Raw genomic sequence first — 26,710 nt, forward strand, 5'->3', positions numbered from 1 at the left:
GGTCAAGCGGGCAGGCGGCGGTCCACCCACCTCCACAGGAGTTCCAGGGCGGCCGCCGCCACTGCCGCGATGCCGACCGCGATCCACGGCATCGTCATCCCGACCAGCCTCAGCGCGAAGAAGTGCTGCAGCCACGGCACGACCAGCACCAGCAGGAACGCCCCGGCCATGGACGCGACCAGGGCGACCCGCCACCAGGTGTACGGCCGGGCGATGATCGCCAGCACCCACATCGAGATGAGGAACAGCGTCAGCGTCGCCGCACTCGTCTCCGCGTCCAGAGCCCCGGCACCCGTGTAGTGCTCCCGGGCGATCAGATACGTCGCGAAGGTCGCCACCGCCGCCACGACCCCGCCCGGGATCGCGTACCGCATGACCCGCCGTACGAAGTTCGGCTTCGCGCGCTCCTTGTTGGGCGCGAGCGCCAGGAAGAACGCCGGGACGCCGATCGTCAGCGTCGACAGCAGGGTCAGATGACGCGGCAGGAACGGGTACTCCACCTGCGAGCAGACCACCAGGACGGCCAGCAGCACCGAGTAGACCGTCTTGACGAGGAACAGGGTCGCGACCCGCGTGATGTTGCCGATGACCCGGCGCCCCTCGGCGACCACCGACGGCAGCGTCGCGAAGCTGTTGTTCAGCAGCACGATCTGCGCCACCGCCCGGGTCGCCTCCGAGCCGGAGCCCATCGCCACGCCGATGTCGGCGTCCTTCAGGGCGAGCACGTCGTTCACCCCGTCACCGGTCATCGCGACCGTGTGCCCGCGGGACTGCAGCGCGCCCACCATGTTCCGCTTCTGCTGCGGGGTGACCCGCCCGAACACCGTGCCCTCGTCGAGGGCGTCGGCCATCCCCTCCTGCTCGGCGGGCAGCCGGCGCGCGTCCACCGTGGTGCCGGACAGGCCGAGCTTGGCGGCGACCGCGCCGACCGACACCGCGTTGTCACCGGAGATGACCTTGGCCCGGACGTTCTGGTCGGCGAAGTAGCGCAGGGTCTCGGCGGCGTCCGGCCGCAGCCGCTGCTCCAGCACGACCAGGGCGGTGGGCTTCGCCCCCTCCGTCACCTCGGGATGGTCCAGGGCCCGATCGACCCGGGCGAGCAACAGCACCCTCAGGCCCTGCTCGTTCAGCCGCCCGGTCTCGGCCAGGGCCGGATCGTCCTCCGCCAGCAGCACGTCCGGCGCGCCCAGCAGCCACCTACCGCTCTGCCCGTCGCCCTCGCTGAACGCGGCGCCGCTGTACTTGCGGGCCGAGGAGAACGGCAGCGCCTCGGTGCAGCGCCACTCCTCGACGGCCGGATAGGTGTCGATGATCGCCTTCAAGGAGGCGTTCGGCCGCGGGTCCGACTCGCCGAGAGCACCGAGCACCTTGCGTACGTACGTCTCGTCGGCGCCCTGGAGCGGACGCAGCTCGGTGACGTCCATGCCGCCCTCGGTGAGGGTGCCGGTCTTGTCGAGGCACACGGTGTCGACCCGGGCCAGGCCCTCGATCGCGGGCAGCTCCTGCACCAGGCACTGCTTGCGGCCGAGGCGGATCACGCCGATGGCGAAGGCGACCGAGGTGAGCAGGACCAGGCCCTCGGGGACCATCGGGACGATGCCACCGACCGTGCGGGCGACGGAGTCGTCGAAGGCGTTCTCCTTCACGAACAGCTGGCTGATGATCAGGCCGATCGCGGTCGGGACCATCATCCACGTGACGTACTTGAGGATCGTGGAGATACCCGACCGCAGTTCGGACTGGACGAGGGTGAAGCGCGAGGCCTCCTCGGCGAGCTGGGCGGCGTAGGCCTCACGGCCGACCTTCGTCGCCTGGAAGGCCCCGCCGCCCGCGACCACGAAGCTGCCCGACATGACCTGGTCGCCCGGGTGCTTGACGACCGGGTCGGCCTCACCGGTGAGCAGCGACTCGTCGATCTCCAGCCCGTCGGCCTCGACACAGACCCCGTCGACGACGACCTTGTCCCCCGGCCCGATCTCGAGCAGGTCGTCCAGCACGATCTCGGACGTGCTCACCTGCGCGGCGGTCCCGTCCCGGCGTACGGTCGGCCGCACCTCGCCGATCAGCGCGAGCGAGTCCAGCGTCTTCTTCGCCCGCCACTCCTGGACGATCCCGATGCCGGTGTTCGCGAGGATCACGAACCCGAAGAGGCTGTCCTGGATCGGCGCGACCACCAGCATGATCAGCCACAGGACGCCGATGATCGCGTTGAAGCGGGTGAAGACGTTCGCACGGACGATGTCGACGGTGGACCGGCTGCTGCGCACCGGCACGTCGTTGACCTTGCCGCGCTCCACCCGTTCGGCGACCTCAGCACCGGTCAGGCCGGTCTCGCGGGAGGTGACCGTCACCGGCAGCGCGGAGTCGGGCCGGGCACCCGCGTCGAGATGCGTCATGCATTCGACGGTACGTGCGGATTTGCCGCTTCACCCGCTGAATGCGGCGAAGATCCGACCTGGGAAGGACGGACTTCATGCCGTGGTCGTACGGCAGTTGTACGCCGTCCGACCTCGGTGCCGGTCCCGCATGTCAGCCCGCCCGGCGGGCGGTGAAGAGCAGGTACTCCCACTCCAGGACCGTCCCGCCCGGGCCCGTGCCGAGGTCGCCGTCGCGGGCGAGATCCACCAGGGCACCGTCCAGGGCGGCGGCGCGTTCGGGCTCGCCGGCGATGTTCTTGTAGACGCTGATGGTCGGGCCGTAGCGCTCCTTGAAGTAGTCGCGGAACATCTCGGGCGTCTCGAAGCGGTCGATCCGGACCGTGCGGCGTTCGGCACGCACGTCTGTGACCGCGTCGCCGAGGAGGGCGCGCACATGGTCCTCGTCCCCCCACAGCGGGGGCGGCTGGGCTCCGGGCGGGGGCGGTGGCGCGTACGGCTTCATCACGGCGAACATCCGGCCGATGAAGCCCTGCGGCGTCCAGCTGAGCAGCCCGATGGTCCCGCCCGGGCGGCAGACCCGGACGAGTTCGCCGGCGGCCTGCTCGTGGTGCGGAGCGAACATGACGCCGACGCAGGACAGCACGGTGTCGAACTCCGCGTCGCCGAAGGGCAGGGCCTCCGCGTCGGCCTCCTGCCAGGTGAGGTGCGCGCCCTGCTTCTCGGCCACCCGCCGGCCGGCCTCGAACAGCTCCGGGGTCAGGTCGGAGGCCACCACGTCCGCACCGGCCAGGGCCGCCGGGATCGCGGCGTTGCCGGAGCCGGCGCCCACGTCCAGCACGCGCTGACCGGAGCGCACCCCGCACGCCTCGACCAGGATCGCGCCCAGTTCCGGGATGACCTCGGCGGCCAGGGACGGGTAGTCGCCCTGGGCCCACATCGCCCGGTGCTTGGACTTCAGGGCGCGGTCGGCCTCGGCCGCGCCGTTCCGCATCGTCATCGCTGCGCTCCTCACCGGTCCGGCGGCGGGTCCGCGCGACGGATTCGAGCGTTTCGCCGCCATCTCCTGAGCGTAGGGAGGGGGCGGGCGGGTGTCTCGTCGTGGAGCGCGGGTTCGCGTTCGCGTCGCCTTCGCGTCGGGGGTGGGTCGGGGCCGCGCCGGGGGGTGTCCGTCCTCGGAACGGCGCGATGGGGTCGGACGCCGACTGACTGTTCGTCGACGCGCCAACCGCTGCGGGCGGACACCCCCCGACACGACCCCTTCTCGCCGTACGCGGGCGTGGGCGCGTCTCGGCTCGACTCGGCCTACTGGGCCGTGGGAGTCGCCGTCGGATCCTGTGCCGCCGCGCGTTTGATCGCGGCGTCGCGCCTGCGGACGTACCAGACGCCGATCAGTCCCAGCCCGCCGCCGGCCAGGCAGGTCCACACCCACCAGGTGTGGCCGTGGTCGTCGAACCAGCCGTAGAAGGGGAGCTGGACCAGGAAGAGGACGAACCACAGGAGCGTGCCGCCGGTGATGGTGGCGACCACGGGGCCCTCCAAGGGCTCCGGCGCCTCGTGTCTGGGGGTCCATTTCGCCATGGGGACAGCTTACGAGGCGATCAGGTCTACGCGCGGAGATGGCCGATCGAGGCCTTATATGTTCATACTGAAACGGTTTGTGTCTGACCACTTCTCTTCGTAGGAAACACCAAACACATGTCCTCCTCGGCTCCCGCCAAGGTCCCCGCCCCTCAGCAGCCGGGAGCCGGGCGCACGTACGGCGCACTCGACCGCTTCTTCCGGATCTCCGAGCGGGGCAGCACCCTGTCCCGCGAGGTCCGGGGCGGTCTCGCCACCTTCTTCGCGATGGCCTACATCATCGTGCTGAACCCGATCATCCTCGGCAGCGCCAAGGACATGTACGGTCACCAGCTCGACAACGGGCAGCTGGTCACCGCGACGGCCCTCACCGCCGCGCTCACCACCCTCCTCATGGGCGTCATCGGCAACGTCCCGATCGCGCTGGCCGCCGGGCTCGGCGTGAACTCCGTCGTCGCCCTCCAGCTCGCCCCGCGGATGTCCTGGCCGGACGCGATGGGCATGGTGGTCCTCGCCGGGTTCGTGGTCATGCTGCTGGTCGCCACGGGACTGCGCGAGCGCGTCATGAACGCCGTGCCCTACGGGCTGCGCAAGGCCATCTCCATCGGCATCGGCCTGTTCATCATGCTGATCGGGCTGGTCGACGCGGGCTTCGTCTCCCGGATCCCGGACGTCGCCCAGACCACCGTCCCGCTCCAGCTCGGCGGCGACGGTCACCTCGACGGCTGGCCGGTCCTCGTCTTCGTGCTGGGCGTCCTGCTGACCCTCGCGCTCATCGTGCGCAAGGTCTCCGGCGCGATCCTGATCTCGATCGTCGCCATGACGGTCCTCGCGGTGATCATCAACGCGGTGGCCAAGGTGCCGAGCTGGGGCCTGACCACGCCCAAGTGGCCGGGCAACCCGGTCGCGAGCCCCGACTTCGGGCTGATCGGGCAGGTCAGCCTGTTCGGCGGTTTCGGCAAGGTCGGCATGCTCACCGGCGTGCTCTTCGTCTTCACCGTGCTGCTGTCGTGCTTCTTCGACGCGATGGGCACGATCATGGGCGTCTCCGACGAGGCGAAGCTGACCGACGGCGAGGGACAGATGCCCGGCATCAACAAGGTGCTGTTCGTCGACGGCCTCGCGGTCGCCGCCGGCGGCGCCAGCTCCTCCTCCGCGACGACCGCCTTCGTCGAGTCCACGGCCGGGGTCGGCGAGGGTGCCCGGACGGGTCTGGCGAACGTCGTCACCGGCGGCCTCTTCGCCCTCGCCCTCTTCCTGACGCCCATCGCCACGATGGTCCCGTCCCAGGCGGCCACGCCCGCGCTGGTCGCGGTCGGCTTCCTGATCATGGCCGGTTCGGTCAAGGAGATCGACTGGGCGGACCACACGATCGCCGTCCCGGCCTTCGTGACGATGCTGATGATGCCGTTCACCTACTCGATCACCAACGGCATCGGCATGGGCTTCCTCACCTTCGTGGTGCTGCGGCTGGCGGCCGGGCGGAGCCGGGAGGTGCCGGTGGCGATGTACGTGGTGTCGGCGGTGTTCGCGTTCTACTACCTGATGCCGGCGCTGGGTCTGACCTGATCCTCGTCGCCCGAGTCGGGGGAGCCGTAGAACCTCTCCGTCTCCTCGACGGCGGCCTGGAACCGCTGGTCGAAGTCATCTCGAATGAGCGTCCGGACGACATGGTCCTGGACGCTCATTCCCCTTTTCGCGGCATGATGCCGGAGCCGTTCGAGCAGGTCGTGGTCTATTCGCAGGCTGAGCACGCTGGTCCCCATGGCCATGAGGGTCTCGGCACCGCTCGGTGCGGCGGGGCGCGTTCCGCCGCCGTGTCACCCATATGAGTGATGTCACGGTTCAGTGGCGGGCGTCACGGACGGTCCTGCGTGTTCCGGCTGGTCTTTAGCGAGAGTAATGAGTTACGCTAAAGAACATGCCGGACCTCAACCATGGCGACGACGTAGCCGCCGTGAACTCCCTCCGCTCCGCCGTGATGCGGCTGTCCCGTCGGCTCAAGCACCAGCGGGTCGACGAGTCGCTCAGCCCCACCGAGATGTCGGTGCTGGGCACCCTGTCGCTGTGCGGCCGGGCCACCCCGGGCGAGCTCGCCCGCAAGGAGCACGTCCAGCCGCCGTCGATGACCCGCATCGTGGCGCTGCTGGAGGCCAAAGGCCTGGTCCGGCTGGAGCCGCACCCCGAGGACCGGCGCCAGAAGGTCGTCACACGCACCGAGCAGGCCGAGGCCATGCTCGCGGAGAGCCGCGCCAAGCGGAACGCGTTCCTGGCCACGCTGGTGGAGAACCTCGACGAGGACGAGTGGGCGAAACTGCGCGCCGCCGCCCCCGTGCTGGAGAAGCTCGCGCATCTGTAAGAAGCCGTTGCAAGGAGGCGACCCATTTGAGTTCGGGACCCGGAGCAGCTTCCGCCCCCGCACCTGACCCCCACGATTCCCCGCCCACCTCCGACGCACCCGCCGCCCGGCCCGCCCGCAAGTCCTCGATGTTCTCCTCCCTGAGGGTGCGGAACTACCGCCTGTTCTTCATGGGGCAGGTCGTCTCCAACATCGGCACATGGATGCAGCGCATCGCCCAGGACTGGCTGGTGCTCAGCCTCACCGGCTCCTCCGCCGCCGTCGGCATCACGACCGCCCTGCAGTTCCTGCCGATGCTGCTCTTCGGCCTCTACGGCGGTGTCCTCGTCGACCGGCTGCGCAAGCGGCCCGCGCTGCTCGTGACGCAGTCGGCGATGGCGCTCACGGCGATCGCCCTGGCCGTCCTCACGCTCACCGGGCACGTCCAGGTGTGGCACGTGTACGTCGCCGCGTTCGCGGTCGGCCTCGCGACCGTCGTCGACAACCCGGCCCGGCAGTCCTTCGTCTCCGAGCTGGTCGGCCCGGGGCAGCTGCAGAACGCGGTCAGCCTGAACTCGGCGAACTTCCAGTCCGCCCGCCTGGTCGGCCCCGCCGTCGCGGGCATACTCATCACCGGCGTCGGCACCGGCTACGCGTTCCTCTTCAACGGCCTGTCCTTCATCGCGCCGCTCACCGGCCTGCTGCTGATGCGCGCCCGCGAGCTGCACGTCGTGGAGCGCGCCCCGCGGGGCAAGGGGCAGCTGCGGGAGGGCGTGCGTTACGTCACCGGCCGCCCGGAGCTGATCTGGCCGATCGTCCTGGTCGGCTTCGTCGGCACGTTCGCCTTCAACTTCCCCGTCTACCTGTCGGCCTTCGCGGACGACGTGTTCCACGCGGGCGCGGGCGCCTACAGCATGTTCAACACGCTGATGGCGGTCGGCTCGGTCGCGGGCGCGCTGCTCGCCGCGCGGCGGGGCACGGCCCGGCTGCGGCTGCTGATCCTGGCGGCCATGGCCTTCGGCGCGCTGGAGATACTGGCGGCCACGACCCCCACGCTGTGGATGTTCGCGCTGCTCATGGTCCCGCTGGGCCTGTTCGGCATGACGGTCAACGTCACGACGAACACCAGCATCCAGATGTCCACGGACCCGGCCATGCGCGGCCGTGTCATGGCCCTCTACATGATGGTCTTCCTCGGCGGCTCCCCGGTCGGCGCCCCGATCGTCGGCTGGATCACCGACACCTACGGCGCACGGGTCGGCCTGGCGGCCGGCGGTGCGGTGGCGGCGCTCGCCGCGGCGGTGATCGGCCTGATCCTGGCCCGGGTCGGCAACCTGCGCCTGTCGGTGGGCTGGCACCGCGGCCACCCCCGGGTGCGTTTCGTCCCCCGGGAGCAGGAGGCGCTGGCCCCGGCGGCGTAGGGCGGCGTCAGTCCCGGGGGAACTCGCCGGTCTTCAGGACGAGCCCGACCACCGTTGCGGTCAGGTCGATCTCGTCCCCGAAGTCCAGACTCAGCTCGCCCCGGTACTCGCCGTCCTTGGGCTTGGTGTGCAGATGCCAGCGGCCGGTGTACGGATCCACGATCAGGTACACCGGCACGCCGGCGGCGGCGTAGGCGTCCTTCTTCGGGCCGTAGTCGTTGGCGCCGGTCTTCCTGGAGATGACCTCGGCGACGAACTCGACGTCCTGGTAGCGCCACAGTCCCTTCGCGTTCTTCGCCGCGCCCTCCGCCATCACGGTGATGTCGGAGGCGAAGCCGTTGAGGTGGCCCGGGTAGTCGACACGGACGTCGGACTTCACGCGCTTGCGCGGGTACTTGGCGCGTAGCTGCTCGACGATGTCCAGGATGATGTCCCAGTGGGTGTCCCGCTGAGGCGCCATGAAGATGTTCCCCCCGACGATCTCGACCTTGTAGCCCTCGGGGACCGGCATCGACTCCACCCACTCGAACAGCGTGTCGAGGGTGAGTTCACCGCTGCTGTCGGCCATCTCGATCCTGTCGTCAAGGACGGTCATCGTGGCGCTCCTCCCCGGCCGCACCCGCGGATGGGCCCGGCCGCGCGGTACAACGATACGCACGGTGACCTGGACACGCCCGGGCCGGAGACCGCCTACACCCGCCGGGCCAGCAGCTGCCCCGGCCAGTCGTTCTCGCCGACCGTGAAGGCCTCGGTGCGGGTGAAGCCGTTGGACTCGTAGTAGCGGACGAGCTTGCCGTCGTCGCCGGCGTAGCAGTCGACGCGGAGGAGGGAGACTCCGGCCCGGCGGGTCTCCCCGGCGGCGTGGGCGAGGAGGACGCTGCCCACGCCGTGCCCCTTGAAGCGGCGGTCGGAGGCGAGCCAGCGGATGTAGCGCTCGGGTTCGCCGGGCTGCGGGAGGTGCGACAGGTAGGCGCCCGCCGAGTCGGTGAGGGTGAGCGTGCCGGCGGGGACGCCGTCGACATCGGCCATGTACACACTGCCCTCCGCCACGTACCGGCCGACGGACTCCACCGTCTTCGGGCTCTGCGACAGGGGCCGCGTCCCCCACTGCCCCGTGCGCCCCTGGGAGACCAGCCACTCCACGCAGCTGTCGAGCATGCCGAGTATCGCGGGAATGTCGTCGGGCCCGCCGTCCCGGATGGTGATCCGCATGGCCTCATGGTGCCAGGCTGGCCCCATGAGACTCTTCGCGGCCGTGCTGCCCCCTGACGAGGTGTGCCGGGAACTCGGCGCCGTGGTGGACGAGTTGCGGGAGCTGCCCGGCGCCGACGGCATGCGCTGGACCGGCCGTCCCGGCTGGCACTTCACGCTCGCCTTCTACGGCGAGGTCGACGACGGGCTCGTCCCGGAGCTGTCGCAGCGGCTGGAGCGTGCCGCGCACCGCACCGGGCCGTTCCCGCTGGCCGTACGGGGTGGGGGCCAGTTCGGGCACGGCAAGGCGCTGTGGGCCGGTGCCGAGGGGGATCTGGCGACGCTGCGGCTGCTGGCCGAGCGGGCCGAGGCCGCGGCGCGCAAGGCGGGGGTGCCGATGGGGGAGCACCGGCGGTACAAGGCCCATCTGACCGTGGCGCGAAGCCGGGCGGCAGGGGATGTGCGGGCCTTCCTGGACGCCCTCGCGGGATTCACGGGCCGGACCTGGACCGTGCGGGAGCTCTGCCTGGTGCGCAGCAATCTGCCGACCTCCGGGGTTCCGGGGGAGCAACCCCGGTACGAGGCGGTCGGGCGCTGGCCGCTCGGAGGCGCCGGTTAGGCTCGGTGCCGTGGACCCGAAAACCCGCAACCGGATCATGGCCGGTGTGCTCGTGCTGATGTTTCTCGTCGTCGCCCTGGCTTCGGTGCTCGGGAGGTAGAGCAGGCGGCGGGGGAACTGCGGACGGCTGTCCCTCGGCTGCGGGCCGGTGGGGGCCGGTCGCGCAGTTCCCCGCGCCGCTCGTCAGGGGCGGCCTACTGCCCGGTGAGGCCGGTCGCGCCCAGGCGGCGGGGCCGCACCTTGACGCAGCCCCGCGCCCCCGGAAGAGGCACCGGCCCACCCACGACTACCAGGCGAAGGCCTCCGGGCTCGGCCCCGGGCCCGGGAAGATCTCGTCCAGGCCGGTCAGAAGCTCCTCGGACAGCTCCAGCTCGGACGCGCGGACGGCCGAGGCGAGCTGCTCTGCGGTGCGCGGGCCGACGATCGGGCCGGTCACGCCGGGGCGGGTGAGCAGCCAGGCCAGGGCGGCCTCGCCGGGCTCGACGCCGTGCTTGTCGAGCAGGTCCTCGTAGGACTGGATCCGGGCGCGGGTGCCGGCGTCGGCGAGCGCGTCGGCCGCGCGGCCGGAGGCGCGGCGGCCGCCCTCGACCTCCTTCCTGATCACGCCGCCCAGCAGACCGCCGTGCAGCGGGGACCACGGGATGACGCCGAGGCCGTACTCCTGCGCCGCCGGGATGACCTCCATCTCGGCGCGCCGCTCGGCGAGGTTGTACAGGCACTGCTCGCTGACCAGGCCGATGGTCCCGCCGCGCCGGGCGGCGATCTCGTTGGCCTGGGCGATCTTGTAGCCGGGGAAGTTCGACGACCCGACGTAGAGGATCTTGCCCTGCTGGACCAGGACGTCGATCGCCTGCCAGATCTCGTCGAAGGGGGTGGCCCGGTCGACGTGGTGGAACTGGTAGACGTCGATGTAGTCGGTCTGGAGCCGCTTGAGGCTGGCGTCCACGGCCCGCCGGATGTTCACCGCGGACAGCTTGTCGTGGTTGGGCCAGGCCGGGCCGTCGGCGCCCATGTTGCCGTACACCTTCGTGGCGAGGACGACCTTGTCGCGCCGTCCCCCGCCCTGGGCGAACCAGTTGCCGATGATGCTTTCGGTGCGGCCCTTGTTCTCGCCCCAGCCGTAGACATTCGCGGTGTCGAAGAAGTTGAGGCCCGCGTCCAGCGCCGCGTCCATGATGGCGTGACTGTCGGCCTCGTCGGTCTGCGGACCGAAGTTCATGGTGCCGAGGACGAGCCGGCTGACCTTGAGTCCCGTGCGTCCGAGCTGCGTGTACTTCATGGTCCCCAAGCCAACGTGTTGAAGTGCGCTCCAGGCAAGCGGTCTCGGGAAGATGCCGCGGCCCGTCGAGCTCGGCTACTTCTCGTAGGGACCGGCGAGGTCCCAGCCCTGGTGCATCGCCTCCGCGAAGGCCGACGCGATCTTGTGCTCGCCGCTCGCGTTGGGATGGGTGCCGTCGTAGGTGTCGGTGTCGACGTCGTACGACGGTGGGGGTGAGGCCAGGAGGATGGGGGAGCCGGGCTCGTCGAGGTCGGCTGCCGTCTTGGCGAGGAGTTCGTTGAAGCGGGCGACCTCGCCGGCGAAGGCCGCGTCCGACCGGGCGCGCACGTTCGGGGTGACCGGCAGCCACACCATGCCCACCCGCCGGTTCGCCGCCCGCGCCTCGGCCGCGAAGACCCGGACGTTCTCGGCGGTCTGCTCGGCGTTCGTGTAGAAGCCCAGGTCGATCAGGCCGAGGGAGACCAGGAGCACGTCCGCGCGGCACGAGCGCACCGCATCGCCGATCAGCGGTGCCATGTGCTGCCAGCCCTCGCCCCAGCCGGCCAGGTGGGCACGCGGGAAGTCCGGTTCGGCGTAGGCGTACGACACCGGGGCCTCGGCGAGCTTGTCGTAGAGCGTCTCGCGCGGGCCGACGAGGGTGAAGGGGCCGCTGCAGGAACGGCACAGGTGCTGCCACAGCCGGTAACGCCATGTGTGTTCGCCCGTGCTTCCGATCGTCATGGAGTCACCGACGGGCATGAACCTGAGCATCCGCTCATGATGAACGATCACGACGGCCCACGGGGTGTGAGTCGGGACACGCGCCTCGGCCGGCCGTCGGCCGGTGATCCGTTACGCCGGTGAACCGCGGAGCCAGATGGCAGGCTTGGGGCATGCGCAGACCGTTCGCCCTTCTCGCCGCGGCCCTTCTCACGGGCGCCCTCGCCGTGCCCGCCTCCGCCGCCGACGGCGACGAGAAGTTCACGATCAAGGACCCGCGCATCACCGAGTCCAGCGGCCTGGCGGCCTCGCGACAGCACCCCGGCATCTACTGGACGCACAACGACAGCGACGACGGCGCGTACCTGTACGCCGTCGACAGCGCGACGGGCGAGACGGTCGCCACGATCACCATGTCCGGGGTGGGCAGCCCGCGCGACGTCGAGGCCATCTCCATCGGGCCGGACAACCAGATCTACGTCGGTGACATCGGTGACAACCTCGGCGGCACCTGGCCGTACGTCTGGATCTACCGGCTGCCCGAGCCGAAGAACCTGCGCGACCAGACGATCAAGGCCACGCAGTACGTCGTGAAGTACTCCGACGGCGCCCGGGACGCCGAGTCCCTCGTCGTGCACCCGAAGACGGGCCGTGTCTACATCGTCGACAAGAACGACAAGGGCGGGCACCTGTACGAGGGCCCGGCCCGGCTCTCGCCCTCCGGGTCGAACACCTTCCGCCCCGTCGCGGCCGTCCCCGACCTGGAGGCCACCGACGCCACGCTCTCCCCGGACGGCGAACACCTCGTCGTACGCAGCTACTTCGGCGCGATCGCGTACGACTGGAACGGCGGGGAGATCAAAAAGAAGGAACGGCTCGGCGTGCCGTTCCTGGGGCAGGGGGAGTCCGTCACCTACACCGTGGACGGCAAGAAGCTGATGTACGGCGCCGAGGGGGCGGACAGCCCCGTGGAGCCGCAGGACGCTCCCGGCAGCGGGGGGTCCGACTCCTCCTCCGGGAACGGCGGTTCGGCCGCGTCCGACGGCGGGGGAGACGGACTGGGCGGCGATCTCAAGACGGGCGCGATCGGCGCGGGTGTCCTTCTGGTGGTCGTGCTGGGGGTGCGGGGGATGCGGCGGCGGGGCTGAAGGCGCCCGCTCCCCGGCCCGGGCACGATGTGCCGGGCTACCGCTCGCGCAGCCGTGCCGCCTGGGCGGATCCCACCTGGGTGGACTGGCGCAAGTAGCGCTCGATCACCGCGAGTTCCTCGTCGCCGAACTCGGCGAGCAGTTCGGCGAAGGCGCTGCCGGGGGCGTCCCACGCGGCTTCCGCCTCCGGTGCTCGCCGGGCGGTGAGCGAGACGCGGGTCCTTCTGCGGTCGTGCGCGTCCGGCCTCCTCTCGACCAGTCCCGCCCGCTCCAGCCGGTCGACGAGCCGGGTGGCCGAACCCGAGGTGAGGCCGGTCAGCTTGGCGATCTCGCCCGTGGTGAGTGGTTCGGGCTCAAGGCCGAGCAGGCTCACGCACTGCAGATCCGTCGGATGCAGTCCCAGCCGGTCCGCCATGGCCTGGTTGAAGAGGGTGTACGCGGCGTGCTGCCGCCGGGCGGCCACGGTGACGGCCGCGAGCAGGTCCTCACGATTCTCGATTGACACGACCCGGCATCCGCCCTTCAATTCCCTGCGTCACGCAGACACTTTGTGACGCAGATAATACCCCCCTGCGAAGGAGCGCATCATGAGCACCCTGTCCGCCGAGCGGATGACCGAGCTGTACGGCCGCTGGACCGCGCTGTGGCACGGCGACTTCAGCCCTGCCGACGAGATCCTCGATCCCGGTTTCGTCGTGCACCAGGCGCGGCCGGACGGCAGCGACTCGGAGGCGGTGACGGGTCCGGCCCGGCTGCTCCCCGAGATCGAGCAGACCATGGCGGTGTTCGGGGACGTCGGCATCACCGTGGACCTCGGGCCGATCGTCCAGGGCGACCTCGTCGCGGCACGCTGGACGCTGCGCGCACGGTATACGGGCGGCCTGGAGCACGCCGCGGCCCCGCCCGGCACCCCGGTCGAATTCAGCGGCCACGACATCCTTCGGGTCGCCGGCGGCAGGTTCGTCGAGTACTGGACCTGCACCGACGTGCTGTCCGGCCTCGCCCAGCTCGGCGCCGTCTCGGGCCCCAACGGCCCGGCCCGGTCCTGACGGCCCGAGCACCTACGCCTTGCGTGCCGCCACCAGTACCTCCAGTCCGTCCAGGATCCGCTGCAAGCCGAACTCGAAGTGGTCGAAGTCCGTGCCGAAGGCGTCCTCCGAGAGGGACGCCATGACCGGGTAGCGGCCCGAGGCCAGGACCTTCTCCAGCACCGGCACCTGCGCCTGCCAGAACTCGGTGTCCGTCAGGCCCGTCCGGCGCTCCGCCTCCTGCTGGTACAGCTGCGTGCGCGCGGCCCCGACGACGTATCCGTCGATCATGATGATCGCGGAGACCAGTTCGGGGTCGGTCAGGCCCATCGGGCGGATCAGGGTGAGGACCTTCTCCATGCCGTCGAGGGCGCTCGGGCCGAGGATCGGGCGGGACTGGTTGACCTGGAGCAGCCAGGGGTGGCGGCGGTAGAGGGCGAGGGTCTCGCGGCCCAGTGCCTCCAGGGCCGCGCGCCAGCCGCCGTCGCCGAGGTCGGCAGGGTTCTCGGAGGGGCGCTGTACCCGGTCCAGCATGAGGTCGAGCAGTTCGCCCTTGCCGGGGACGTACCGGTACAGCGACATCGTGCCGGTGCCGAGCTCGGCGGCGACGCGGCGCATGGAGAGCCCCTCCAGTCCCTCGGTGTCCGCCACCCGGACGGCGGCTTCCACGATCCGGTCCAGGGTCAATGTCGGCTTGGGGCCGCGACTGGGGCGCCGGCCGGTGTCCCACAGCAGTTCGAGGGTGCGCGCGATATCGCCGCTCCCGCTGGTCTCCGTGCCGCCCGTGCCGCTCGTACCGCTCGTCATGGAACCCAGCTTAGGTCCCCGGAGAAAAACTGGGTACAACGTACGCGCAATCGGGTACGCTGTACTCAGTTCGGGATGCCGGGCACGGCACACACAAACGGGAGGGGCGGCATGGACGGATACGCGGTGCGGGCCGAGGCGTTGGAGAAGCGGTACGGCGAGAAGCGTGCCCTCGACGGTTTCGACCTGGCGGTGCGCGAAGGCACGGTGCACGGCCTGCTCGGGCCGAACGGGGCGGGCAAGACCACCGCCGTCCGCATCCTGTCCACGCTGATCCATCTGGACGGGGGCGGTGCGACGGTCGCCGGGCTGGACGTGGCCCGGCAGGCGCGTGAGGTGCGGGCGCGGATCGGGCTCACGGGCCAGTACGCGGCGGTGGACGAGGTGCTCACCGGCCGGCAGAACCTGGAGATGTTCGGCCGCCTGTTCCACCTGGGCGGCAGGCGCGCCAAGCTCAGGGCGACCGAGCTGCTGGAGCAGTTCGACCTGACCGACGCCGCCGACCGGGGCGTCGGCAAGTACAGCGGCGGCATGCGGCGCCGCCTCGACCTCGCGGCGTCGATGATCCTCGCCCCGGCCGTCCTCTTCCTCGACGAGCCGACGACGGGTCTCGACCCCCGCAGCCGGGGTGAGGTGTGGGACTCCGTCCGGGCACTGGTGGCGGGCGGCACGACCGTGCTGCTGACCACGCAGTACCTGGAGGAGGCCGACAAGCTGGCCTCGCGCATCACGGTCATCGACCAGGGCCGGGCCATCGCCGACGACACCCCGGACGGGCTGAAGAACCTGGTCGGCGGCGACCGGATCGAGGTCGTGGTCGCCGAGCGGTCCGAGATCCCGCGGGTCGTGAAGGTCGTCGCCCGGGTCACGGACGGCGAACCCGAGGCGGAGGAGACCGAGTTGCGGGTGCACGCCCCGGTCACCGACCGGGTCACGGCCCTCACCGAAGTGGCGCGGACCCTCCAGGACGAGGGCGTCCGCGTCGAGGACATCGGGCTGCGCAGGCCGAGCCTCGACGACGTGTTCCTGCGCCTGACCGGACACCGGACCGAGAAGGAGTCCGCAGCATGAGCGCCACCGACCTGAGCACACCCGGTACGCGGAGCGGTACGTACTGGCTGCTCGCCGACTGCTGGAACATCGTCCGCCGCGGCCTGACGCACTACCAGCGCCAGCCGATCAACATCGCCTGGCAGCTGGGCTTCCCGATCCTGTCCGTGCTGCTCTACGGCTACGTCTTCGGCAGCGCGATGACGGTGCCGGGCGGCGGGGACTACAAGGACTTCCTGATGCCGGGCATGTTCGTGATGACCATGGCGTTCGGCTTCATCAACACCGCGACCGTCGTGGTCTACGACTCCACCAAGGGCGTCATCGACCGCTTCCGCTCGATGCCGATGGCCTCCTCGGCCGTGGTGGCCGGGCGCGGAGTCACCGACCTGATCGTCGCCTGCGCCGAGCTGGCCATCATGATGCTCACCGCGTTCGCCATGGGCTGGCGCCCGGACGGCGGCTTCGGCTTCCTCGCCGCGTTCGGGCTCCTGCTCTGGCTGCGGTTCGCGCTCATCTGGATCGGCGTGTGGCTCGGCCTGCTGGTGCCCAACCCGGAGGCGGCGGGCGGCCTGTTCGCGGTCGCCTTCCCGCTGACGATGATCTCCAGCATCTTCGTGGCGCCGCAGCTCATGCCCGACTGGCTCGGCTGGGTGGCGGCCTGGAACCCGATCTCCTCGACGGCGGCGGCGACCCGCGAGCTCTTCGGAACGCCGGTCGGGGGTGGCGACTCCTGGGTGGAGCAGCACGCGCTGCTGATGGCCGGGGTGTGGCCGGTGATCCTGACGGCGGTCTTCCTGCCGCTGGCCGTACGGCGGTTCAAGAAGCTCAGCCGATAGCGGTTGTGGCGGTCGCACACCTCCCGGAGTCTTGACGTGCTCATGGTGCGTCAGTTCTCTGGGAGGTGCGCGGCGTTATGGGAGCGCTCCCATTCTGTTCCGGGTGCCGCGCCTCCCCCCGAGAGGAAGCAGCCACATGTTCCGCACTCTGCGCAGAGCGCTGTGTGTTGCCGCGGCGCTCCTGTTACCGCTGGCGGGTGTGCAGTCGGCACACGCCGACGTGGACGCGAAGGCCGCCGGCGCCGGCTACTGGCACACCAGCGGCCGTCAGATCCTGGACGCGGCCGGACAGCCGGTCCGTATCGCCGGCGTCAACTGGTTCGGCTTCGAGACCGCCAACCACGTCGTCCACGGCCTGTGGGTCCGCGACTACAAGAGCATGATCGACCAGATGAAGTCGCTGGGCTACAACACCATCCGCATGCCCTACAGCGACGACATCCTCAAGCCCGGCACCATGCCCGACAGCATCAACCACGACGGCAAGAACACCGACCTGCGAGGGCTCACGTCCCTCCAGGTCCTGGACCGGATCGTGGCCTACGCCGGTCAGTCCGGCCTGAAGATCGTCCTGGACCGGCACCGCCCGGACGCGGCCGGGCAGTCGGCCCTCTGGTACACCTCGTCGGTCCCCGAGTCGACGTGGATCACCAACCTGAAGGCCCTGGCGACCCGCTACAAGGGCAACTCCACCGTGATCGGCATCGACCTGCACAACGAGCCGCGCGACCCGGCCTGCTGGGGCTGCGGCGACACCTCCCGCGACTGGCGCCTGGCCGCACAGCGCGCGGGCAACGCGGTGCTGTCGGTCAACCCCGAGCTGCTGATCATGGTCGAGGGCGTGCAGTCGTACAACGGCGCGAACGGCTGGTGGGGCGGCAACCTGATGGGCGTGGCCCAGTACCCGGTCCAGCTGGACGTCCCGAACCGGCTGGTCTACTCGGCCCACGACTACGCCACGTCGGTGGCCCAGCAGCCGTGGTTCGGTGACCCGTCGTTCCCCGCGAACATGCCGGGCGTCTGGGACAAGTACTGGGGCTACATCTTCAAGCAGAACATCGCCCCGGTGTGGCTCGGCGAGTTCGGTACGACGCTCCAGTCGACGGTGGACCAGAGGTGGCTGTCCGCGCTGGTGACGTACCTGAGGTCGACGTCGGCGTACGGCGCCGACAGTTTCCACTGGACGTTCTGGTCCTGGAACCCCAACTCCGGTGACACGGGAGGCATCCTCAAGGACGACTGGCAGACGGTGGACACCGCGAAGGACGGGTACCTCAAGGCGATCAAGGCGCCGGGGTTCGAGGGGGGCGGTCCCGGGCCGGACCCCGGCGGGCCGGGTGACCCCGGCGGCACGGCCGCCTGCACCGCCGTCTACGCCGTGAGCAGCGACTGGGGCGGCGGTTTCAACGCCGAGGTGAGGGTGACCAACACGGGCGGCACGCCGCTGAAGTCCTGGAAGGTCACCTGGGCGTGGAGCGGTGCGCAGAAGGTCACCAGCATGTGGAACGCGTCGTACACGCAGAGCGGGAGCAGCGTGACGGCTGTCAACGCCGCGCACAACGGGAGCGTGCCGGTGGGCGGTTCGGCGAGCTTCGGCCTCGGAGGGGCTCCCGGGGGCGGGGCTGCGCCGAGCGTGAGCTGCACGGCGACATGACGGCGGTGTGACGGGGGTGCTCGGTGCACACCGGGCGCCTCCGGATCACACCCGTGCCCGGCCGGGCACCCGCCCGGGGTGCTCGCCGGGAGCGCCCGTCCTCCGATGCGGAGGGGGCCCCGTGCCCGCCCGTCCTGCAACGGCGTACTCTGATCCGTATGGTGCTTCATCGTGCCAAAGCTGGACATTCAGGGTCGCAATCGTCGAGCGATGCGGGCCTCCCCGTGTTCGTCGACGCCTCCGGTCGACGCGCGCGGAATCTGCGCCGCACCGGTTACGCGCTGGCCGCCTGTGCAGCCTCGTACATGGCGGTGCTGGGGCTGAGCCTGATGGGAGCAACGCCCTTTGCGCCGGGGGCGATCCTGCCCGGTGACGTAGCGGCGCCTGCCGCGCCCGAACCGCGCACCCCCGGCCCGACGCCCCAGGCGTCACCGGAAGCCCCTTCGAACGCGACCGGCCCGAGCGCCCTGCTCATCCCTCAGCTCACCCCGCCCGGGCCTCCCCTCGCCCCACCCCTCGTGCCCGTGAGCCCACCCAACAGCGCACCCGCATCTCCTGACACACCGGAACCACAGGCACCGACGACCCAGGACCCCCTCTCATCGGCGCAGCCCACGGCCCCTGATGATCCTGCCGCTCCCGCCCCTGCACCCGGCACGGACAGCGGCACTCCCGCCTCGCCTCCGCCCCCGTCCGCACCTGCCCCGCCGACCAGCGCGCCACCCGCGCCTCCGGCACCTCCCGCGTCTCCGGCACCTCCCGCGCCACCCGCTTCACCGGCGCCTGAGCCCCCGGCACCGGTGCCGCCGCCCGCCCCCCAGCCCACCGCACCGATGACCGCTCCCTCGGCACCGCCCGTGGTCGAGCCTCCGCCCTCCGGCCCATCGGTGGCCGAGACCCCCTGATGCGGCGGCGCCACGACCGGTCACCCGGCCGCTCACCGAGGTCGCCCGGTCCCAGGCGGACACGAGCGCCCCTGTCGCCGCGGCACCGCTTCCGTCTCGTCGTTCCCCTCGTCCTGCTGGCCTTCCTCGCCTCGGTCCTGCTGGTCGAGGGGTACACCACCAGGGGCTTCGCCGGTGACCATGAGGGGCGCGGCGGACGACCGGCCACCGGCGTCCCGCGCAGGATCGCCGACGGCGGCCCGATCGTCGACACCACCGACGACCACCTGCGGACGTACCGCACACCGGACAAGACCGTCGTCCTGACCTTCGACGACGGCCCCGACCCCACCTGGACGCCCCGCATACAGGCCGTTCTCGACCACCACGGCACGCCCGGCACCTTCTTCGTCACCGGGCAGCAGACCGCCCGGCACCCGGACGTGCTGCGCAGTGTGGTCCGCTCCGGCCACGAGATCGGCGTGCACACCTTCTCCCACCGGGACATGACCACCCAGTCCGCGAGTGCCGTCGACCGTGAACTGGCCCTGACCCAACTCGCCCTCGCGGGGGCCGCGGGCATCAACACGTCACTGATGCGGATGCCCTACTCCTCGACCCCCTCCGCCCTCGACGCCGAGGCCTGGTCCGTGGCCCAGCGCCTGGGTGAGAAGGGGTACGTCCTGGCGTTCATCGACCAGGACACCAACGACTGGCGGCGGCCGGGCGCCCGGGCGATCGCCGATGCGGCCACACCGAGCGCACCGGGCCGGGGTGCGGTCATCCTCCTGCACGACGCGGGAGGGGACAGATCCCAGACCGTCGAAGCCCTCGAGACCCTGATCCCCCGGCTGAAGGCCGAGGGCTACCGCTTCACCACCCTCGCCGATCTCGTGGGCACCGAGAGTCTCACCAGCCCCGTCGACACGGCGGACCTGTGGAGCGGCCGCGTCTTCGTGGCCGCCGTCACCGTGTCGGCGACGGCGGTGTCGGCCGTCAGCGTGCTGCTGCTGGCGGTGGGTTCGCTCGTCCTCGCACGCTGTGTGCTCCTGCTCGTCCTGGCCCGGCACCACGCCCGCCGCCTCCGGCGCCCCGGGACCGGCCGGCACCGACCCGTCACCCGGCCCGTCAGCGTCGTCATACCGGCCTACAACGAGGAGCTGTGCATCGCCAAGACGCTCCGCTCCCTCGCCGCGAGCGACCACCCCGTCGAGATCATCGTCGTGGACGACGGTTCGCTCGACGGGACCGCGGACATCGCGCAGTCGCTCGCCCTCGCGAACGTCACCGTCATCCGCCGGCCCAACGGCGGCAAACCCTCCGCCCTCAACACCGGTGTCCTGCGGGCCTCCCACGACCTCGTCGTCATGCTGGACGCCGACACCGTCTTCGCACCCTCGACCGTCGGCCGCCTCGTCCAGCCGTTCGCCGATCCCCGCGTCGGCGCCGTCGCCGGCAACGCCAAGGTCGGCAACCGCCGGCGGCTGATCGGCCGGTGGCAGCACATCGAGTACGTCATGGGCTTCAACCTCGACCGCCGCATGTACGACCTGCTGCGCTGTCTGCCCACCATCCCCGGCGCCGTGGGGGCGTTCCGTGCCGAGGCCCTGCGGGACGCCGGAATGATGAGCGCGGACACCCTCGCCGAGGACACCGACATCACCATGGCCCTGCACCGGGCCGGGTGGGAGATCCGCTACGCGCCGGACGCACTCGCCTGGACGGAGGCGCCGTCCTCGCTGCGGGAACTGTGGCGCCAGCGCTACCGATGGAGCTACGGCACGATGCAGGCCACGTGGAAGCACCGTCACGCGCTGCTCGAGCGCGGGCCCGCGGGTCACTTCGGCCGCCTCGGCCTGCCCTTGCTGGCCGTCTTCCAGATCTTCACCCCTCTGCTCGCTCCGCTGATCGACATACTGGCCCTCTACGGCCTGCTGTTCGGGAACCCGCGCACCACCGCGCTGGCCTGGGGCGGCGTGCTGGCGGTGCAGGCCGTCTGCGCCGTGTACGCCTTCCGTCTCGACGGCGAGCGGCTCCGGCCGCTGTGGGCGCTTCCGCTCCAGCAGGTCGTCTACCGCCAGGTGATGTATCTGGTCCTCATGCAGGCCTGCCTGACCGCGATCAACGGCTACCGGCTGCCCTGGCAGCGGCTCAAACGCAGTGGAGACGTGGTGCTGCCCCCGCAGCCCTCCACCCGCCGGACGTGAGCTGCCCGGCCGCGGCCTCCTACGCCGGATGGCTCATCCGGCGTATCGACGTCCCCGACGCGTTCTGACGTGGCCCTTTCCCAGGCCCGCGCGCCCGGGTCTCCTCGGTGAATCGCACGATCGGGTTGAGTTGCCCTGCCGAGGGGCCGTCAGCCTTCCTCCCGCGCGCTTCTCCGCTCAAGGTGTGATCATGAAAACTCCGCTCATGCACCGTATGCCCCGATCCCTCGCGCACTCGGCCGGTGCGGTTGTCATCGTCCTCGCGGCAGCCCTGACCTCCGCAGCACCGGTGGCGGCCCACACCGCTGCGCCGGCGGACCAGGGCGGCGACCAGAGTTACTCGTGCCAAACGTCCCGCACTCAGCGGCAGGGGCTCGATCAGATCATTTGGGCTGTCCTGCTCGGGCCCCAGAAAACCGAGACGAAGACCCGGTGCGAAGGCGGCGCGGCAAAGGGGGAGCAGGGCGCGGCCACCGGGGAGGGGGAGCAGGGCGCGGCCACAGGCTTCCTCCCGCCCTCCTCGGGCTCCTGAGCTGTCAGGGGCGCTCGGGCATTCCGCGCGCCCCCGAAGTCGTGTGGCGAGCACCCGGCGGCCGAACAGGCTGCCCGGCCACGGGCACCGTTAGGGTGCCTGTCATGGGGGTCGACTCGCGGAACATGATGGTCGCCGTCCCGGCGGGGCGTGTGAGGCTCTCCGACCGGCGGACGCAGCGCAGTTGGACGGCCGAGGTCGCACCGTTGCGGATGTCGGCGTACCCGGTGACCCAGGCGTGGTACGCCGAGGTCACCGGCGAGCATCCGAGCACCGCCCGTGGCGACCGGCTCCCCGTCGAGGGCGTGTCGTGGTGGGACGCGGTCGGCTTCTGCAACGCCCTGTCCCGTCGCGCGGGGCTCACCCCCGCCTACGAGCTGCGCCCCGGCTCCGGAACGGCCGACTGGGACACCACCGCCGACGGGTACCGGCTGCCGACCGAGGCGGAGTGGGAACACGCCTGCCGCGCCGGCACCACCGGCCCCCGCTACGGCTCCCTTGACGACATCGCCTGGTACCGGGGCAACTCCGGCGACCGCATCCACCCCGTGGGCCGCAAACAGCCCAACGCCTGGGGCCTGCTCGACATGCTGGGCAACACCTGGGACTGGTGCTGGGACTTCTACGACCCCGAGGTCTACGGCACGTACCGGGTGCTGCGCGGCGGCGGCTGGTCGGACGAGCACTGGAGCTGCCGTGCCTCGGTGCGGCGCCGGAGCCATCCGACGTTCCGGATCGACGACGTGGGGTTCCGGGTCGTGCGCTCGGCTCACGGGTGACGCGGCACGACCCGGCCTCCGGGCTCCGGCACGGCGGCATGAGTGAGGACGCCCCGCACACGCGGGGCGCCCTCGTTTCACGCGGGGGAGAAGGTCAGAGCTTCTCGATGACGTAGTCGACGCACTTGGTGAGCGCCTCGATGTCCGCCGGGTCGATCGCCGGGAACATCGCGACGCGCAGCTGGTTGCGGCCGAGCTTGCGGTAGGGCTCGGTGTCGACGATGCCGTTGGCGCGCAGCACCTTGGCGACGGCGGCGGCGTCGACCTCGTCCGTGAAGTCGATCGTGCCGATGACCGCCGAGCGCTTGGCCGGGTCGGTGACGAACGGGCTGGCGTACTTGATGTCCTCGGCCCAGCCGTAGAGCGTGCGGGCGGAGGTGGCCGTGCGCCGGACCGACCAGTCCAGACCGCCCTGGCCGTTGATCCACTCCAGCTGCTGGTTCAGCAGGAAGAGGGTGGCGAGGGCCGGGGTGTTGTACGTCTGGTTCTTGCGGGAGTTGTCGATCGCCGTCGGCAGCGAGAAGAACTCCGGGACGTGGCGGCCGGAGGCGTGGATCCGCTCGGCGCGCTCGATCGCGGCCGGGGAGAAGACGCCGATCCACAGGCCGCCGTCGGAGGCGAAGGACTTCTGCGGGGCGAAGTAGTAGACGTCGGTCTCGCTGATGTCGACGGGCAGGCCGCCGGCGCCGGAGGTGGCGTCCACGAGCACCAGGGCACCCTCGTCGGCACCGGCGACGCGCTTGATCGGCATGGCGACACCGGTCGAGGTCTCGTTGTGAGTGAAGGCGTAGACGTCCACGCCCGCCTCGGCGACCGCCTCGGGATGCGTGCCCGGGTCGGCGGAGATGACGTCCGGCTCGGCCAGCCACGGCGCGAGCTTCGCGGCCTTGGCGAACTTGGAGGAGAACTCGCCGAAGCTGAGGTGCTGCGACCTGTTCTCGATCAGACCGTGCGTCGCGACGTCCCAGAACGCGGTCGAGCCGCCGTTGCCGAGGATCACCTCGTAGCCGTCGGGGAGCTGGAACAGCTCGCTGATGCCTTCGCGCACCTTGCCGACCAGGTTCTTGACGGGAGCCTGGCGGTGTGAGGTGCCCATGAGCGAGGTGCCGGTCGCGGCGAGGGCGTCCAGCGCCTCCGTCCGCACCTTGGAGGGACCCGCGCCGAAACGTCCGTCCGCGGGCTTGATGTCAGAGGGAATCCGGATCTCAGCCACGCAGGGGAGCGTAGCCGTTTCGGGAAACGCGGGCGAAACGTCGTCCGTCGGATGAGACGGTGTTGAGTGGGGTCATGTCGAAACTTGAGGCGGAGCTTCGCGGGGCCGTCCGCGGCGAGGTCGGGTTCGATGTCACCTCCCGCGCGCTGGTCACCATGGACGCGTCCAACTACCGGCGGGTCCCGCTCGGGGTGGTCGCCCCGGTGGACGCCGACGACGTGGCCGCCGCCCTGGCGGTCTGCCGGGAGCACGGCGTGCCCGTGGTCCCCCGGGGCGGGGGCACGTCCATCGCCGGGCAGGCCACCGGTACCGGTGTGGTCCTGGACTTCACCCGGCACATGAACGGGCTGGTCGCGCTGGATCCCGCGGCGCGTACGGCCGTGGTGCAGCCGGGACTGGTGCTGGACCGGCTCCAGGAGGCCGCCGCCCCCCACGGACTCCGCTTCGGGCCCGACCCTTCCACCCACAGCCGGTGCACGCTCGGCGGCATGATCGGCAACAACTCCTGCGGCTCGCACTCCGTGGCGTGGGGGACGACCGCCGACAGCGTGCGGGAGCTGGCCGTCGTCACCGCGCGCGGTGAGCGGCTGCGGCTCGGGCGGGACTGGGCCGGGGCGCCGGAGGGGCTGCGCGCCCTGGCCGAGGGGGAACTGGCGCGCCTGCGCACCGGCTTCCCGGACCTGCCCCGCCGCATCTCCGGATACGCGCTGGACGCCCTGCTGCCCGAGCGGGGGGCGGACGTGGCCCGCTCCTTCTGCGGCTCGGAGGGCACCCTCGGCGTGCTGACGGAGGCGGTCGTACGCCTGGTCGAGGCGCCCCGCGCGCGTGCGCTGGCCGTGCTGGCGTACGCAGACGAGAGCGCGGCGGCCGAGGCGGCGGCCGGCCTGCTGCCGCTCGGTCCGCTGACGGTGGAGGGCATGGCGGCGGACCTGGTGCCGTCGGCGGCCGCGCTGCCGAGGGGCGGGGCCTGGCTGTTCGTGGAGACCGGCGGGGAGTCGGAGGCTCAGGCGCGCGGGCGTGCGGAGGCGATCGTGCGGGCGGCCGATGTCGTGGACGCGCTCGTGGTCACCGATCCGGCGGGGCAGCGCGCGCTGTGGCGGATCCGGGAGGACGCGAGCGGTACGGCCACGCGCATGCCGGACGGCACCGAGGCGTGGCCGGGCTGGGAGGACTGCGCGGTGCCGCCCGCCCGGCTCGGCGCGTATCTGCGGGACTTCCGGGGGCTGCTCACCGCCCACGGGCTGCGCGGCACGCCGTACGGGCACTTCGGGGACGGCTGCATCCACGTCCGTATCGACTTCGACCTGCTGACGCGGCCCGGCGTCGCCCGTTTCCGCCGCTTCTCGGAGGAGCTCGCGGAGCTGGTGGTGGCGCACGGCGGGTCGCTGTCCGGGGAGCACGGGGACGGGCAGGCGCGGGCGGAGCTGCTGCCGAGGATGTACGGGGCCGGGATGGTGGGCCTGTTCGAGCGGGTGAAGGGGGTGTGGGACCCGGACGACCTGCTCAACCCCGGGATGCTCGTCCGCCCCGCGCCCCTGGACACCGGCCTGCGCTTCTCCGTCCTGCCCCGTGAACCGGTCGACGTGGCCTTCGGCTACCCCGCCGACGGCGGTGACTTCCCGGCCGCGGTACGGCGCTGCGTGGGCGTCGCCAAGTGCCGTACGACGTCGGTGTCCGGCTCGGGCGTCATGTGCCCGTCCTTCCGGGCGACGGGCGCGGAGGAGCACTCCACGCGCGGGCGGGCCCGGTTGCTGCACGAGATGCTCGCGGGCGAGGTGGTGACCGACGGCTGGCGCTCCACAGAGGTCCGGGACGCGCTCGACCTGTGCCTGTCCTGCAAGGGCTGCCGCTCGGACTGCCCGGTCGGGGTCGACATGGCCACGTACAAGGCGGAGTTCCTGCATCGGCACTACGCCGGCCGGCGCCGCCCGGCCGCGCACCACACGATGGGCCGGCTGCCGGTGTGGCTGCGGGCGGTGTCCCGTACGCGCACGGCGTGGCTGGTCAACGCGCTGTCGCGGATACGGCCCGTCGCGTGGGCGGCGAAACGGCTGGGCGGCATCGCCCCGGAGCGGGAGATCCCGCGGGTGGCGCGGCGGACGTTCACCGCCTGGTGGGAGCGCAGGAGGGCGCACCGCCCGGCCACGCAGGGCGACCTGGTCGTCCTGTGGCCGGACACCTTCACCGAGCACCTCTCGCCGGCCGTGGGGCAGGCCGCCGTACGGGTACTGGAGGCGGCCGGGCTGCGGGTGGCGCTGCCGCCGACCCTGCACCTGGCCAAACCGCCGGTGGGCGACGGCCGGACGGTCGCCCTCGACCCGCTGTCCCTGCTGCGCGGCCGGGGCCGGGTCTGCTGCGGGCTGACGTACGTCTCGACGGGCCAGCTGGACCGGGCACGGGCCGTCATGCGGCGCACGCTCGACCTGATGGAACCCGTGCTGGAGACCGGCGCCCCGGTCGTGGTCCTGGAGCCGAGCTGCGCCGCGGCCCTGCGCACGGACGTCCCCGAGCTCCTGCACGACGACCCGCGCGCGGCGCGCCTCGCCGCGAGCGTCCTCACCTTCGCGGAGACCCTGGAGCGCCACGCCCCCGGCTGGGTCCCGCCGCGCGTGGACCGCCCGGTGGCCGGGCAGACCCACTGCCACCAGCACGCGGTGCTCGGCGACGCGGCCGACCGCCGGCTGCGTCGGGCCGCTGCGCTCTCCGGCGAACTGAGCGGCGGCTGCTGCGGCCTCGCGGGGAACTTCGGCTTCGAGAAGGGCCACTACGAGGTGTCCACCGCCTGCGCGGAGGAACAGCTCCTGCCGTCCGTACGGGACGCCCCGCACGGCACGGTGGTCCTGGCGGACGGCTTCTCCTGCCGCACCCAGCTGGAGCAGCTGGCGGGCGTGCGGGGCAGGCACCTGGCGGAGGTACTGGCCGAGGCGCTCGACGACGACCGCCGGCGCGGCGGCGCGTGAGGCGTTCGGGCCACCGGACGGGCGGACCCGAGTGTCTGAGCCGGGGGAGGCCGGGGCCGCTCCTAGGCTCGCGGAACCAGCCACTGCCCGCCGAGGGCCGCTGCTC

General features: G+C 71.5%; 23 protein-coding genes. 12 read left to right on the plus strand and 11 right to left on the minus strand.

Going from position 1 to position 26,710, the window contains the following annotated elements:
• Nucleotides 1-2: 2 nt before the first annotated feature.
• The 3 genes from ACIRDU_RS35195 to ACIRDU_RS35205 form a co-directional block, all read right to left on the minus strand.
• Nucleotides 3-2,396, minus strand: a complete 2,394-nt coding sequence (locus ACIRDU_RS35195) for an HAD-IC family P-type ATPase (protein WP_403587514.1) — start codon at nucleotides 2,394-2,396, stop codon at nucleotides 3-5.
• A gap of 133 nt (nucleotides 2,397-2,529) precedes the next feature.
• Nucleotides 2,530-3,375, minus strand: coding sequence for a class I SAM-dependent methyltransferase (locus tag ACIRDU_RS35200; RefSeq protein WP_403587516.1), 846 nt, complete (start codon nucleotides 3,373-3,375; stop codon nucleotides 2,530-2,532).
• 305 nt (nucleotides 3,376-3,680) lie between these two features.
• Entirely contained in the window at nucleotides 3,681-3,956 is a 276-nt protein-coding gene (locus ACIRDU_RS35205) for a DUF2530 domain-containing protein (protein ID WP_403587519.1), read from the minus strand.
• 117 nt (nucleotides 3,957-4,073) lie between these two features.
• Here ACIRDU_RS35205 and ACIRDU_RS35210 point away from each other — a divergent pair, with 117 nt between their 5' ends.
• Complete coding sequence (locus ACIRDU_RS35210) at nucleotides 4,074-5,525, plus strand: NCS2 family permease (RefSeq protein ID WP_403587522.1); 1,452 nt, start codon at nucleotides 4,074-4,076, stop codon at nucleotides 5,523-5,525.
• Here ACIRDU_RS35210 and ACIRDU_RS35215 read toward each other — a convergent pair.
• Nucleotides 5,495-5,728, minus strand: a complete 234-nt coding sequence (locus tag ACIRDU_RS35215) for a ribbon-helix-helix protein, CopG family (RefSeq protein ID WP_403587524.1) — start codon at nucleotides 5,726-5,728, stop codon at nucleotides 5,495-5,497. The two genes, ACIRDU_RS35210 and ACIRDU_RS35215, sit on opposite strands and share 31 nt — an antisense overlap.
• A 149-nt stretch (nucleotides 5,729-5,877) precedes the next feature.
• Between ACIRDU_RS35215 and ACIRDU_RS35220 the strand changes: the two genes are divergently transcribed.
• Nucleotides 5,878-6,315, plus strand: coding sequence for a MarR family winged helix-turn-helix transcriptional regulator (locus tag ACIRDU_RS35220; protein WP_104786119.1), 438 nt, complete (start codon nucleotides 5,878-5,880; stop codon nucleotides 6,313-6,315).
• A gap of 26 nt (nucleotides 6,316-6,341) precedes the next feature.
• Nucleotides 6,342-7,715, plus strand: a complete 1,374-nt coding sequence (locus ACIRDU_RS35225; RefSeq protein ID WP_403587527.1) for an MFS transporter — start codon at nucleotides 6,342-6,344, stop codon at nucleotides 7,713-7,715.
• A gap of 7 nt (nucleotides 7,716-7,722) precedes the next feature.
• Here ACIRDU_RS35225 and ACIRDU_RS35230 read toward each other — a convergent pair whose 3' ends face one another.
• The gene (locus ACIRDU_RS35230) at nucleotides 7,723-8,310 is read right to left on the minus strand and encodes a Uma2 family endonuclease (protein WP_403587529.1); all 588 of its coding nucleotides are present in this window, start codon (nucleotides 8,308-8,310) and stop codon (nucleotides 7,723-7,725) included.
• 95 nt (nucleotides 8,311-8,405) lie between these two features.
• On the minus strand, nucleotides 8,406-8,927 hold the full coding sequence (locus tag ACIRDU_RS35235) for a GNAT family N-acetyltransferase (protein ID WP_403587532.1): 522 nt from the start codon (nucleotides 8,925-8,927) through the stop codon (nucleotides 8,406-8,408).
• A gap of 25 nt (nucleotides 8,928-8,952) precedes the next feature.
• Here ACIRDU_RS35235 and thpR point away from each other — a divergent pair, with 25 nt between their 5' ends.
• Nucleotides 8,953-9,525, plus strand: coding sequence for an RNA 2',3'-cyclic phosphodiesterase (gene thpR / locus ACIRDU_RS35240; protein WP_403587535.1), 573 nt, complete (start codon nucleotides 8,953-8,955; stop codon nucleotides 9,523-9,525).
• Nucleotides 9,526-9,811: 286 nt separating this feature from the next.
• Here thpR and ACIRDU_RS35245 read toward each other — a convergent pair whose 3' ends face one another.
• Nucleotides 9,812-10,804: an aldo/keto reductase gene (locus ACIRDU_RS35245; protein ID WP_403587537.1), complete on the minus strand. Its 993-nt coding sequence runs from the start codon at nucleotides 10,802-10,804 to the stop codon at nucleotides 9,812-9,814.
• Between the two features lie 75 nt (nucleotides 10,805-10,879).
• On the minus strand, nucleotides 10,880-11,554 hold the full coding sequence (locus ACIRDU_RS35250) for a GDSL-type esterase/lipase family protein (RefSeq protein WP_403587540.1): 675 nt from the start codon (nucleotides 11,552-11,554) through the stop codon (nucleotides 10,880-10,882).
• A gap of 122 nt (nucleotides 11,555-11,676) precedes the next feature.
• Between ACIRDU_RS35250 and ACIRDU_RS35255 the strand changes: the two genes are divergently transcribed.
• On the plus strand, nucleotides 11,677-12,651 hold the full coding sequence (locus tag ACIRDU_RS35255; protein ID WP_403587542.1) for a WD40 repeat domain-containing protein: 975 nt from the start codon (nucleotides 11,677-11,679) through the stop codon (nucleotides 12,649-12,651).
• Nucleotides 12,652-12,688: 37 nt separating this feature from the next.
• On the opposite strand, the gene ACIRDU_RS35260 is transcribed toward ACIRDU_RS35255, so the two are convergent.
• The gene (locus tag ACIRDU_RS35260) at nucleotides 12,689-13,156 is read right to left on the minus strand and encodes a MarR family winged helix-turn-helix transcriptional regulator (protein ID WP_403587544.1); all 468 of its coding nucleotides are present in this window, start codon (nucleotides 13,154-13,156) and stop codon (nucleotides 12,689-12,691) included.
• An 82-nt stretch (nucleotides 13,157-13,238) separates the two neighbouring features.
• Between ACIRDU_RS35260 and ACIRDU_RS35265 the strand changes: the two genes are divergently transcribed.
• A complete protein-coding gene (locus tag ACIRDU_RS35265) occupies nucleotides 13,239-13,700 on the plus strand; it encodes an ester cyclase (protein WP_403587547.1) in 462 nt (153 codons plus the stop codon).
• A 12-nt stretch (nucleotides 13,701-13,712) separates the two neighbouring features.
• Here ACIRDU_RS35265 and ACIRDU_RS35270 read toward each other — a convergent pair whose 3' ends face one another.
• A complete protein-coding gene (locus ACIRDU_RS35270; protein WP_403587550.1) occupies nucleotides 13,713-14,486 on the minus strand; it encodes a TetR/AcrR family transcriptional regulator in 774 nt (257 codons plus the stop codon).
• A gap of 111 nt (nucleotides 14,487-14,597) precedes the next feature.
• Here ACIRDU_RS35270 and ACIRDU_RS35275 point away from each other — a divergent pair, with 111 nt between their 5' ends.
• The 5 genes from ACIRDU_RS35275 (at nucleotide 14,598) to ACIRDU_RS35295 (ending at nucleotide 22,431) form a co-directional block, all read left to right on the plus strand.
• Nucleotides 14,598-15,557 (plus strand): ATP-binding cassette domain-containing protein, encoded by a 960-nt coding sequence (locus tag ACIRDU_RS35275; RefSeq protein WP_403587553.1) that lies wholly within the window; start codon nucleotides 14,598-14,600, stop codon nucleotides 15,555-15,557.
• Nucleotides 15,554-16,375, plus strand: a complete 822-nt coding sequence (locus tag ACIRDU_RS35280; protein ID WP_403587555.1) for an ABC transporter permease — start codon at nucleotides 15,554-15,556, stop codon at nucleotides 16,373-16,375. Before ACIRDU_RS35275 ends, ACIRDU_RS35280 begins: the two co-directional genes overlap by 4 nt.
• Nucleotides 16,376-16,511: 136 nt before the next feature.
• Nucleotides 16,512-18,029 carry a cellulase family glycosylhydrolase gene (locus ACIRDU_RS35285; RefSeq protein WP_403587558.1) on the plus strand — a complete coding sequence of 506 codons (1,518 nt, stop codon included), beginning with the start codon at nucleotides 16,512-16,514 and terminating at the stop codon, nucleotides 18,027-18,029.
• Nucleotides 18,030-18,933: 904 nt separating this feature from the next.
• Nucleotides 18,934-21,120 (plus strand): bifunctional polysaccharide deacetylase/glycosyltransferase family 2 protein, encoded by a 2,187-nt coding sequence (locus ACIRDU_RS35290; RefSeq protein WP_403587560.1) that lies wholly within the window; start codon nucleotides 18,934-18,936, stop codon nucleotides 21,118-21,120.
• Nucleotides 21,121-21,756: 636 nt separating this feature from the next.
• Entirely contained in the window at nucleotides 21,757-22,431 is a 675-nt protein-coding gene (locus ACIRDU_RS35295; RefSeq protein WP_403587562.1) for a formylglycine-generating enzyme family protein, read from the plus strand.
• A gap of 94 nt (nucleotides 22,432-22,525) precedes the next feature.
• Here the strand turns inward: ACIRDU_RS35295 and serC are convergent, their stop codons facing one another.
• Nucleotides 22,526-23,644 carry a phosphoserine transaminase gene (gene serC, locus ACIRDU_RS35300; protein WP_403587564.1) on the minus strand — a complete coding sequence of 373 codons (1,119 nt, stop codon included), beginning with the start codon at nucleotides 23,642-23,644 and terminating at the stop codon, nucleotides 22,526-22,528.
• Between the two features lie 74 nt (nucleotides 23,645-23,718).
• On the opposite strand from serC, the gene ACIRDU_RS35305 reads away from it, so the two are divergent.
• The gene (locus tag ACIRDU_RS35305) at nucleotides 23,719-26,604 is read left to right on the plus strand and encodes an FAD-binding and (Fe-S)-binding domain-containing protein (protein ID WP_403587567.1); all 2,886 of its coding nucleotides are present in this window, start codon (nucleotides 23,719-23,721) and stop codon (nucleotides 26,602-26,604) included.
• The last annotated feature ends 106 nt before the right edge of the window (nucleotides 26,605-26,710 follow it).

Origin of the sequence: Streptomyces sp. NPDC093598 (assembly GCF_044764825.1) — a bacterium.
In the GTDB taxonomy this organism is placed as follows: domain Bacteria; phylum Actinomycetota; class Actinomycetes; order Streptomycetales; family Streptomycetaceae; genus Streptomyces.

What these genes read in the sequence shown, in the direction of transcription:
- ACIRDU_RS35215 (WP_403587524.1), bottom strand. Translation starts at nt 5,728, where the DNA reads ATGGCCATGGGGACCAGCGTGCTCAGCCTGCGAATAGACCACGACCTG.
- ACIRDU_RS35265 (WP_403587547.1), top strand. Translation starts at nt 13,239, where the DNA reads ATGAGCACCCTGTCCGCCGAGCGGATGACCGAGCTGTACGGCCGCTGG.
- ACIRDU_RS35295 (WP_403587562.1), top strand. Translation starts at nt 21,757, where the DNA reads ATGGGGGTCGACTCGCGGAACATGATGGTCGCCGTCCCGGCGGGGCGT.
- ACIRDU_RS35305 (WP_403587567.1), top strand. Translation starts at nt 23,719, where the DNA reads ATGTCGAAACTTGAGGCGGAGCTTCGCGGGGCCGTCCGCGGCGAGGTC.
- ACIRDU_RS35200 (WP_403587516.1), bottom strand. Translation starts at nt 3,375, where the DNA reads ATGACGATGCGGAACGGCGCGGCCGAGGCCGACCGCGCCCTGAAGTCC.
- thpR (WP_403587535.1), top strand. Translation starts at nt 8,953, where the DNA reads ATGAGACTCTTCGCGGCCGTGCTGCCCCCTGACGAGGTGTGCCGGGAA.
- ACIRDU_RS35285 (WP_403587558.1), top strand. Translation starts at nt 16,512, where the DNA reads ATGTTCCGCACTCTGCGCAGAGCGCTGTGTGTTGCCGCGGCGCTCCTG.
- ACIRDU_RS35250 (WP_403587540.1), bottom strand. Translation starts at nt 11,554, where the DNA reads ATGCTCAGGTTCATGCCCGTCGGTGACTCCATGACGATCGGAAGCACG.
- ACIRDU_RS35230 (WP_403587529.1), bottom strand. Translation starts at nt 8,310, where the DNA reads ATGACCGTCCTTGACGACAGGATCGAGATGGCCGACAGCAGCGGTGAA.
- ACIRDU_RS35280 (WP_403587555.1), top strand. Translation starts at nt 15,554, where the DNA reads ATGAGCGCCACCGACCTGAGCACACCCGGTACGCGGAGCGGTACGTAC.
- ACIRDU_RS35235 (WP_403587532.1), bottom strand. Translation starts at nt 8,927, where the DNA reads ATGCGGATCACCATCCGGGACGGCGGGCCCGACGACATTCCCGCGATA.
- ACIRDU_RS35205 (WP_403587519.1), bottom strand. Translation starts at nt 3,956, where the DNA reads ATGGCGAAATGGACCCCCAGACACGAGGCGCCGGAGCCCTTGGAGGGC.
- ACIRDU_RS35245 (WP_403587537.1), bottom strand. Translation starts at nt 10,804, where the DNA reads ATGAAGTACACGCAGCTCGGACGCACGGGACTCAAGGTCAGCCGGCTC.
- ACIRDU_RS35255 (WP_403587542.1), top strand. Translation starts at nt 11,677, where the DNA reads ATGCGCAGACCGTTCGCCCTTCTCGCCGCGGCCCTTCTCACGGGCGCC.
- ACIRDU_RS35270 (WP_403587550.1), bottom strand. Translation starts at nt 14,486, where the DNA reads ATGACGAGCGGTACGAGCGGCACGGGCGGCACGGAGACCAGCGGGAGC.
- ACIRDU_RS35275 (WP_403587553.1), top strand. Translation starts at nt 14,598, where the DNA reads ATGGACGGATACGCGGTGCGGGCCGAGGCGTTGGAGAAGCGGTACGGC.
- ACIRDU_RS35195 (WP_403587514.1), bottom strand. Translation starts at nt 2,396, where the DNA reads ATGACGCATCTCGACGCGGGTGCCCGGCCCGACTCCGCGCTGCCGGTG.
- ACIRDU_RS35210 (WP_403587522.1), top strand. Translation starts at nt 4,074, where the DNA reads ATGTCCTCCTCGGCTCCCGCCAAGGTCCCCGCCCCTCAGCAGCCGGGA.
- ACIRDU_RS35290 (WP_403587560.1), top strand. Translation starts at nt 18,934, where the DNA reads ATGCGGCGGCGCCACGACCGGTCACCCGGCCGCTCACCGAGGTCGCCC.
- ACIRDU_RS35220 (WP_104786119.1), top strand. Translation starts at nt 5,878, where the DNA reads ATGCCGGACCTCAACCATGGCGACGACGTAGCCGCCGTGAACTCCCTC.